General features: G+C 62.3%; 9 protein-coding genes. 1 reads left to right on the plus strand and 8 read right to left on the minus strand.

The annotated features are described in order from the left end of the window. Positions 1-295: 295 nt before the first annotated feature. The 4 genes from rseP to uppS are packed head-to-tail and all read right to left on the minus strand — an operon-like array spanning position 296 to position 4,581. Positions 296-1,846, minus strand: a complete 1,551-nt coding sequence (rseP, locus tag WC509_09000; GenBank protein ID MFA5007579.1) for an RIP metalloprotease RseP — start codon at positions 1,844-1,846, stop codon at positions 296-298. Between the two features lie 25 nt (positions 1,847-1,871). Beyond that, entirely contained in the window at positions 1,872-3,035 is a 1,164-nt protein-coding gene (locus tag WC509_09005) for a 1-deoxy-D-xylulose-5-phosphate reductoisomerase (protein ID MFA5007580.1), read from the minus strand. After that, positions 3,032-3,841: a phosphatidate cytidylyltransferase gene (locus tag WC509_09010; GenBank protein MFA5007581.1), complete on the minus strand. Its 810-nt coding sequence runs from the start codon at positions 3,839-3,841 to the stop codon at positions 3,032-3,034. The genes WC509_09005 and WC509_09010 overlap by 4 nt, the downstream gene beginning before the upstream one ends. Next, positions 3,838-4,581 (minus strand): polyprenyl diphosphate synthase, encoded by a 744-nt coding sequence (uppS, locus tag WC509_09015; protein MFA5007582.1) that lies wholly within the window; start codon positions 4,579-4,581, stop codon positions 3,838-3,840. Before uppS ends, WC509_09010 begins: the two co-directional genes overlap by 4 nt. 198 nt (positions 4,582-4,779) lie before the next feature. Here uppS and WC509_09020 point away from each other — a divergent pair, with 198 nt between their 5' ends. Further along, positions 4,780-6,015, plus strand: coding sequence for an IS30 family transposase (locus WC509_09020; GenBank protein ID MFA5007583.1), 1,236 nt, complete (start codon positions 4,780-4,782; stop codon positions 6,013-6,015). A gap of 294 nt (positions 6,016-6,309) precedes the next feature. Here the strand turns inward: WC509_09020 and frr are convergent, their stop codons facing one another. The 4 genes from frr to rpsB all read right to left on the minus strand — a co-directional run. Beyond that, the gene (gene frr / locus WC509_09025; GenBank protein MFA5007584.1) at positions 6,310-6,888 is read right to left on the minus strand and encodes a ribosome recycling factor; all 579 of its coding nucleotides are present in this window, start codon (positions 6,886-6,888) and stop codon (positions 6,310-6,312) included. A gap of 26 nt (positions 6,889-6,914) precedes the next feature. After that, positions 6,915-7,628 (minus strand): UMP kinase, encoded by a 714-nt coding sequence (gene pyrH, locus WC509_09030; GenBank protein MFA5007585.1) that lies wholly within the window; start codon positions 7,626-7,628, stop codon positions 6,915-6,917. A gap of 66 nt (positions 7,629-7,694) precedes the next feature. Then, on the minus strand, positions 7,695-8,585 hold the full coding sequence (tsf, locus tag WC509_09035) for a translation elongation factor Ts (protein MFA5007586.1): 891 nt from the start codon (positions 8,583-8,585) through the stop codon (positions 7,695-7,697). A gap of 112 nt (positions 8,586-8,697) precedes the next feature. Beyond that, positions 8,698-9,168: 30S ribosomal protein S2 (rpsB, locus tag WC509_09040; protein ID MFA5007587.1), on the minus strand; the 471-nt coding region annotated here is incomplete at its 5' end.

Here is a 9,168-nt window from a genome sequence, read left to right on the forward strand (position 1 = left end):
AATTGTTTTGTTAGCTCTTCTTGTTGCTTCTCTTGCTTGACGTTTGTAAGTTCGTTATTTGCTTATATTCAGTTTTCAAAGACCCATCGTGCGCCGCTTTTTCCGCGCGCTTTTATATTCTAACATAGGCGGTAGACGCTGTCAACTATAAAAGATCGCAAAACGGTCGGATTGCCGGGAAAACGACCGCGACCGCGGAATGGCGCGGAAACGTGCATCCGTGAATCGAATCGGCCGACCCCCGCGGTTCACAAAAAGCGGGCGGCCGGACGCTTCCGGCCGCCCTTTCGCCCTTTCACCGGGCGGTGAAGAGCCTCAGGATGTCGTTGTAGGTGATGAACAGGATCAGTCCGATCAGGAGGAAGAACATGATCGTGTGGAGCCAGTTCTCGAACTTCTGGTTGGGCTTCTTCTTCGTGACCGCCTCGTAGGCGATGAACGCGAGCCGGCCGCCGTCGAGCGCCGGGATCGGCAGGAGGTTGATGATGCCGAGGTTGACCGAAAGCAGGCCGACCCAGGAGAGGAGCGAGACGATGCCCTGCGCGGCGGCGTTCGCCGTGATCGTGTAGATGCCGATGAAACCCGACATCTGCGAGAGCTTCACCTGGCCGCCGGAGACGAGCAGCCAGAGCGTCCGGTAGATCGAGATCGCGGCGTCGCCGAGGTCGCGGACGGCGACCGGGAAGGACCCGAAGAAGTCGAAGTGGGTGGAGCCGCCGATGCCGAGGCGGGAATAGAAGATCCCGTATCCCATCGCCGCGAGCGCGGATTCGCCATAGGCGACGTAGGTGATCGGATCGAGTTCGACCCCGTCGCGTTCGACCACGATCGACGTCGGTTCCTCCTCCGTCGATCCTTCCGGATGCGCGTAGGCGTAGGCGATCACGTCGCCCCAGTCGGCAAACGTCACGCCGTCGATCGAGACGATCACGTCGCCTTCCATCAGTTCCGTCTCGGCATAGAGCGGCTGGTCGATGACGAGGCCGGCGACGCTCGAATCGGCGGTGAAGCCGAGGCCGTAGAAGAGATAGACCGGCCTGATCGGATCGAGGACGAGGGTGGCGCCGTCGCGGACGACGGTGAGGACGAAGGTCCCGTGGTCGAGGTACTTGGCCAGTTCGCTCGTGACCGAGACGCCCGCATCCGACCAGGAAGAGACCGCGACGCCGTTGATCGCGACGATCTCGTCGCCCGGGAGCACGATTCCTTCCGCCGGCATGCCTTCCGACACCGCCGACACGACCCGGCTTCCCGTATCCGGGATGCCGAAGGCGAGGGCGATGAAGAGGTAGACCAAGAAGGCGAGGACGATGTTCATCATCGCCCCGGCGAAGGTGACCATGAAGCGCTGCGACTTCGTCTTCGAGACGAAGCTGCGCTCGTAGGGGGCGATCTGGATCTCGTAGCGGTCGAAGACGAACTTGGCGTCGCGCTCGACCGGGTAGCCGTTCACGAAGAGCGGCTTCATGCCCTCGCCCCGAAGGTCGACGTCCTCGACCAGGACCTCCTGGAGGTTCTGGTACTTGGGGTTCTTGGCGTTGACGACGATCCGGTCGACGTGCATGTCGTCGTTCAGGGAAATCCGGATCCGGTCGCCCTTCTTGACGACGTCGAGGGAGAGTTCCTCGCCGGCCATCGTGACGAAACCGCCGAAGGGGAACGCGCGGATCGAGAAGGTCGTCTCGCCGAACTTCTTCGAGATCAGGCGCGGGCCCATCCCGAAGCTGAATTCATGGCAGAGGATCCCCGCCTTCTTGGCGAAGAGAAAATGCCCGAGCTCGTGGATGCAGATGACGACGCTCAGGACGAGGAGGAAGAGCAGGATGTTGCCGAGGAAGTTCCACATGGGGTAAGACTCCTATCTATATTCTTTATAGTAACGGGCGGGCATGGCGCATCCTGACCGAACGCCGCGTCGCTTCGTCGGTCGAAAGCAGGTCGGCAAGCGTCGGCTTCTCGATGAATGCGAGCTCCTCGAGCGACCGGGCGACGATCTCCTCGATCGCCAGGAACGGGATCACGCCTTCGAGGAAGAGCGCAACCGCGACCTCGTTCGCCGCATTCAGGGCCGCCGGGGCGTTTCCGCCGCGGCGGGCGGCCGCGTAGGCGAGCGCGAGGCACGGATAGCGTTCGAGGTCGACGGGCGCGAAGGTGAGCTTCCCGACTTTCGCGAGGTCGAGCCGTTCGGTCGGGTTGGGGACGCGGTCGGGGTAATGCAGGGCGTAGGAGATCGGCAGGCGCATGTCGTGGCTCGACACCTGCGCCATCATCGACCCGTCGACGAACTCGACGAGCGAATGGACGTAGCTCTCGCGGTGCAGGATCGTGTCGATCTTGCCGAGGGGAAGCGAGAAGAGATGCATCGCCTCGATCACCTCGAAGCCCTTGTTCATCATCGTCGCGGAATCGATCGTGATCTTCTTCCCCATCTTCCAGTTCGGGTGGGCGAGCGCGTCCGCGACGCTCACGCGGTCGAGATCGGCGCGCGCCTTGTCGCGGAAGGCGCCGCCGCTCGCGGTGATCAGAAGCCGGAGGACGCTTTCTGGGTCTTCCCCCTCGAGGCACTGCCAGAGGGCGGAGTGCTCCGAGTCGATCGGCAGGATGCGGGCGTGCTTCTCCCTGGCGAGCGCCATCACGAGCTCTCCGCCGACGACGAGCGTCTCCTTGTTGGCGAGGGCGACGGAGCGCCCGATCCGGAGGGCGGCGATCGTCGGCTCGAGGCCGGCGACGCCGACGGCGGCGTTCACGAAGAGTCCGTCCCCGTCGTCGGGGCAAAGGGACGAAAGCCGGATCAGTCCGGCCCGGCCACTTCCGACCTCGACGTCCGGGAAACGCGCGGCGATCGTCGCCGCGGCGGTCTCGTCGTTCATCGCGACATAGTCGGGAGAGAGGCGGCGCACCAGTTCGGTCATGCCTTCGACGTCCCTGTCGGCGCCGAGGGCCCGGATCCGGAAGCGGTCGGGTTCGGCGGCGACGACGTCGATGGTCTGCCGGCCGATCGATCCGGTCGCGCCGAGCAGGTCGAGGTTTCTCATGCGAAGGCCCCCGTGAGGATGACGACGAAGAGGACGAAGACGGCCGCGAACATCGACGAGTCGAAGCGGTCGAGGATCCCGCCGTGACCCGGGAACAGGTTCGAATAGTCCTTGATGCCGTGGCACCGCTTGAACTTCGAAGCGACGAGATCGCCGACCTGGGCGACGGCGGTGACCGCGAAGGAGACGAGGAGGACCGAAACGACGCCGAGGGCGCCGTCGAAGAGATGCAGGGCGAAGGCGTAGGCCGCGGCCCCGGCGGTGCCGAAGGCGGCGCCGGCGATCGCGCCTTCGACCGATTTTTTCGGACTCACCGTCGGACAGAGCCGGTGACGCCCGAACTTCGTGCCGAAGAAGTAGGCGGCGGTGTCGGTCACCATCGCGCCGATCAGGATGTAGATCACGTAGTGGATCCCGATCTCGCGGAGGATGGCGATCGCGGCGAAGCCGATCGATCCGTAGAGGACGGTCGAGAGCGCGTGGCCGAAGTCCTCGGACCTGAAGGCCTCGACGAAGACGAGGACGATTCCGAAGACAAGGACCGTGCCGAAGAGGACCGCGGACGGCGCCATCGGGAGCACGTTCACGTAGCGGACGGCGACGTAGGCGGCGCCGGCGAGGGCGACCGCGAGTCCGTCGATCCAGCGCGGGAGTTTTTTCGTATGGCGGAGCATGGCCCGAAACTCGACGGCCGCACCGAGCGTAAGCAACAGGCAGAAGATGTCGAAGATATAATACAGGTCGCCCCAGATCAGGATCGGGATCATCGTCGCCGCCATCAGGACGGCGGTCAGGGTGCGCTTCATCGGCCTTCCCCCTTCGTCAGACCGCCGTAGCGGCGGTCGCGTTTCCCGAAGGCCTCGAAGGCCTTGAGGAGGTCCTTTTCGCCGAAGTCGGGCCAGTAGGTGTCGGTGAACCAGAGTTCGGCGTAGGCCGCCTGCCAGAGCAGGAAGTTGGAGAGGCGCTGTTCCCCGGAAGTCCGGATCAGGAGGTCGAGCGGCGGGAGGTCCTTCGTATAGAGGCGCGAGGAGATCGTCTCGGGGACGATCTCGGCGGGCTCGAGGTCGCCGCTTCTCACGTCCTCGGCGATCGCGCGGACGGCTTCGGCGATCTCGGTCTGGGATCCGTAATCGAAACAGATGTTGAGGACCAGGCCCTTGCGTTCCGCCGTCCGGGTCGTGATCCGGTCGAGGATCGCGAGGTTCTCGGGGGACAGCTTCGTGCGCCGGCCGCTGAAGGTGACGCGGATGTCGTGCTTTTTGAAGTCGTCGGCGAACTTCTTCTCGAACTCGCCGGGAAGCTTCATCAGAAAGGCGACCTCGGCTTCGGGCCGCTTCCAGTTCTCGGTCGAGAAGGCGAACACCGAAAGCGCCCGGACGCCGAAACCGGCGCAGAGGAGAGCGACCCTGCGGATGTTCTCGACGCCGGCCTGGTGGCCGAACGTGCGGGGCATGCCCCGCCTCTTCGCCCAGCGGCCGTTGCCGTCGAGGATGATGGCGACGTGGGCGGGGATCGCAGGCGGTCTTTTCTTCACGAACGGGTTCATGGTCTCACCTCGCTGGATTCGGTAAAGATTATACACCATCGGCGGCGTTTTTTCCATCGTCGGCGCCGTCGCGGTCAAAAAAATGTTAGTTAGCAAAGTAAACGCCACACGACGAATCAGAAGTCGCATTTACATCGAGAAGATAATTTTCTATAATGAGACTGTGTTCTAGCCGACGAAAGCGAGGCGAAACACACGATGCTCGGCTATGACGAGATCCTGACCATCTACAAGTACATCTCGATGGACTTCACGGCATCGCAGATCGCGATGCAAATGAACATCGCCCCTTCGACGCTTTACCGCATCATCGCCAGGAACACCGAGGTCAAGCAGCGGAACAATCCGGGGCTGTGTTATCGATACCACGATTGCGAGCATCTCTCCGAGTGCAGGAAGAAGATCGAGCGGTGTCCGGCGGAGTGCGAACGGTTCGAGAAGCACCTCTGCGGCAAGCTCCGCCGGTTCCCGTTCGTCTGCGACTTCTGCGGCACCCAATCCTACTGTACGAAAGCGCGGCGTTACTGGAATCCGGTGCTCGTCTACGAGAACCGCCGCAAGCGGCAGCGGCGGGCCCGAAGCCATCTCTCGCTGTCCAAGGCGAGGATCGCCGCCTTCGACGACTGGCTGGCTCCCTTCATCAAGAAGAAACTGTCGATCGAGGCGGTCCGATCCCGGTTCCCCGAGGCGTTTCCGGTCTCGACCGCAACGGTGAGACGGTGGATCGACAAGGGACACATGAGCATCCGCCGGATCGATCTACCGCGCGCGGCGACGTTCAGGGCAAAGAACGCCTATGCGCTGCGAAGGCCGAGCGAGGCCCGTCCCCTGCTTAAATTCGGTCATACCTACCCGTATTTCCTCGCTCATCTCAAAGCCCATCCCGAGGCGTCCGTGATCGAGATGGACACGGTCCACGGGTTGGCCAAGGAAGAGCGCAAGCTGCTTACCTTCTATCACCGCCAGAGCCATCTGCAGTTCGCCGTCCTGATCCCCGACCTGCGTCCGGCATCGGTATCCGGCGTCGTCAGAACGTTCCAGAGAAGGCTGGCGCCGCGGTTCACCGCCCTCTTCGACGTGATCCTGGCGGACAACGGCGTCGAGTTCGACGACCTGATCACGTCATCCGTCGATTCCGAAACCGGCGAGGTCCTCTCCCGGGTCTTCTACACCCGTCCGTATCGTGCCGGCGACAAGGGCGGCTGCGAACGCAATCACGAACTGTTCCGCTCCTTCGTCCCGAAAGGGCACGGCCTGTCCGAATTGACGCAAAAAGACATCGACTTCATGTTTTCCATGATCAACTCCTATCCACGGGAGTCGTTGAACTGGAAAGCACCCATCGATGTCTTCAAGCATTACTTCCCAGAGGAGACCCTTGATCTTCTCTCCCTGAGGAAAGTCCCATTGGAAGACCTGACTCTGAAACGCTGACCTGACCGGTTTTCAAAAAAGGAAGATCCACCGGCTAGAACACGACATCGTCGGTGTTGCGCCCAGTCCGCAAAATCCACGGCGGCGCACGCTTTTCGTCGTGTCCGAATCCGGGAGCAAGTCACCGTTTCCATCATCATCCTACCCCAAAAACCAAAAAAAAGAAAGTGGAGCGCCGCTAATTTTCTCCACTTTCTTCATTTTTTATGATTCATCTTATTTCAAAGAAATCTATTGCGCTCAGTACTAGAAGTGACACGCGGTCAAAAAAAGACAAGACGATTTCTCGTCTCGTCAGAAGTGCATGATTTCCTGTTCCTTCTCGTCGGCGGCCTGTTCGACCTTCGAGGAGAACCGATCCGTCAGCTTCTGGACCTCGTCCTGCCAGTACTTCGAGTCGTCCTCCGGCAGATGCGCGTCCTTCTCGAGCTTCTTGATCTTCTCGATCGCGTCGCGGCGGATCGAGCGGATCCCGTTCTTGATCTCCTCGGACATCCGCCTGATGATCTTCACCGACTCGCGGCGGCGCTCCTCGGTGAGCGGCGGGAACATGAGCCGGACGCCCATGCCGTCGTTCACGGGGGTGATCCCGAAGTTGCCGGCGAGGATCGCCTTCTCGATCTTCCCGACGATCGACTTGTCGTAGGGCTTCACGTAGATCTGGTTGCCTTCCGGCGAGGTGATCGAGGCGACCTGGTTGATCGGCGTCTCGACGGAGTAGTAGTCGATCGTGACCCGTTCGAACATCTTCGGGTTGGCGCGTCCGCTCCGGACGGTGGTGAATTCGCGGTGAAGGGCGTTGATGGAGAGTTCCATCCGCTCCTCGCATTCCATCAGAATCTCTTCGGGTTCGATCTGGATGACTTCCGGCATGGCGTTTTCCTCCCTGGGTGGTGGCGTCATTTCTTGATGATCGTGCCGATCTTCTCGCCGAGGAGCGCGCGGGCGATGTTGCCCTCGACGTTCATGTCGAACACGCAGATGTCGATGTCGTTGTCGTTGCAGAGCGCCGCCGCGGTGGAATCCATCACGTGGAGTTCCTTCTGGAGCACCTCCGCATGCGCGAGCGTCTCGTAGCGGACCGCTTCCTTGTTCGTGCGCGGATCCCGGTCGTAGACGCCGTCGATGCCGTTCTTGGCCATGTAGATGATCGCGGCGTCGATCTCGGCGGCGCGGAGCGCGGCCGTCGTGTCGGTGGAGAAGTAGGGGTTCCCGGTACCGCCGCCGAAGATCACGACGCGGTGGTTGTCGAGATGGCTGATCGCCTTCCGGCGGATGTACGGTTCGGCCACCTCGGGGATGTTCAGGCTCGACATGACGCGGGTGTCGAGACCGAGGGCCTCGAGCGAGTTCTGGAGCGCGAGGGCGTTCAGGATCGTCCCGAGCATGCCCATGTAGTCGGCGCTGGCGCGATCGATGCCCATCTCCGCCGCGAGCTTCCCGCGGAAGATGTTCCCGCCGCCGACGACGACGGCGATCTCGGCGACGTCGAGGTCGTAGGCGGCCTTGATCTCGCGGGCGATCTTCTTCACGACCTGGGGGTCGATCCCGACGCCGTTCTTGCCGGCGAGCGCCTCGCCGCTCAGTTTGATCAATACGCGTTTCTTCTCCATGGTTTCCCTCCGTTTCGTCCTAGAAAGAAAGGACACGTTGCGGTGTCCTTCGATTTCATCCGAAAATCACTTGATCTGCGACATGACCTCGGCGGCGAAGTCCTCGACCTTCTTCTCGATGCCTTCGCCCATCGCGAGACGGATAAAAGAGGCGATCGAGGCGCCCTTCGCGCGCACGAACTCGTCGATCGACTGGTCGGGGTTCTTGACGAACGGCTGGTTGACGAGGCAGATCTCCTTCAGATTCTTCTGGAGACGGCCTTCGACCATCTTGACGATGATCGCTTCGGGCTTCGGCTTGGGGTTGGCGGCGTTCTCGTTCAGGGCCTCGGCCTGGAGGATCTGGCGCTCGTGCGCGATCACTTCGGCGGGGATGTCCGAGGGGGCGAGGTAGCGCGGGTTCATCGCGCAGGCATGCATCGCGACGTCCTTGGCGACGTCGTCGGCGCCGCCGTTCAGGACGGTCAGGGTGACGATCTTGCCGCCCATGTGCTTGTAGACGCCGAAGTGCTGGTCGGCGTTCTTGTGCACGACGGTGACGTTGCGGAGGGTGATGTTCTCGCCGATGACGGCGACGTTCTCGAGCAGGAAGGCCTTGACGGTGCGGCCCTCGACGGACGCCTCGAGGGCGGCCTCGGTGGTCTCGGCGTCGGACGCGGCGAGCGCGGCGCCGACCTTGGCGGCGAGCGCGGCGAACTTGTCGCCGTGGGCGACGAAGTCGGTTTCGCAGTTCACTTCGAAGACGACGGCCTTGTCGCCCTTGACGGCGATGTCGGCGATGCCTTCGGCGGCGATGCGGGAGGCCTTCTTCTCGGCCTTGGCGATGCCCTTCTCGCGGAGCCAGTCGACCGCCTTGACCATATCTCCATCGACGGCGGTGAGGGCCTTCTTGCAGTCCATCATCCCGGCGCCGGTCTTTTCTCTCAGTTCCTTTACCATGTTGGCAGTGATGTCCATTGTGTTTCCTCCTGGAAATTCTATAGTTAGTTTACCATAAATCGTTCCCGTTCACAATCCGCGGACGGTTTTTCCTTGAAAAAGGGGAGCTGTCGCCAGCTCCCCGAAAGGGTTATTTCAGCGCGGCGAGGATGTCGGCCTTGCGCATTTCCTTGGTGATCGTGACGCCGCGGCTTCTGGCGATCTCGAGGAGTTCCTTGACGGTCTTCGCCGAGAGGTCTTCGGCCGGGGCCGGAGCGGGCGCGGGGACGGGAGCGAGAGCCGGGGCGGGTTTCGCCTCGACCGGTTTCGCTTCGACCGGTTTCGCTTCGACGGGTTTTACTTCGACGGGTTTCGCTTCGGCGGGTTTCGCTTCGGCTGCGGCTTCGGCGAGGACCGGAGCGACGCCGCCGGCGGCGCCGCCGAGGGCTTCGACGATCGAGTCCGCCATCTTCGACACGATCAGCTTGACCGAGCGGAGGGCGTCGTCGTTCGCCGGAATGATGTAGTCGACGTCGTCGGGGTCGCAGTTGGTGTCGACGATGCCGAAGACGGGGATGCCGAGCTTGCGGGCTTCGAGGATCGCGTTGGCTTCCTTGCGCGG

The sequence above is a fragment of the Candidatus Izemoplasmatales bacterium genome (assembly GCA_041649275.1).
Classification (GTDB): domain Bacteria; phylum Bacillota_I; class Bacilli_A; order Izemoplasmatales; family Hujiaoplasmataceae; genus UBA12489.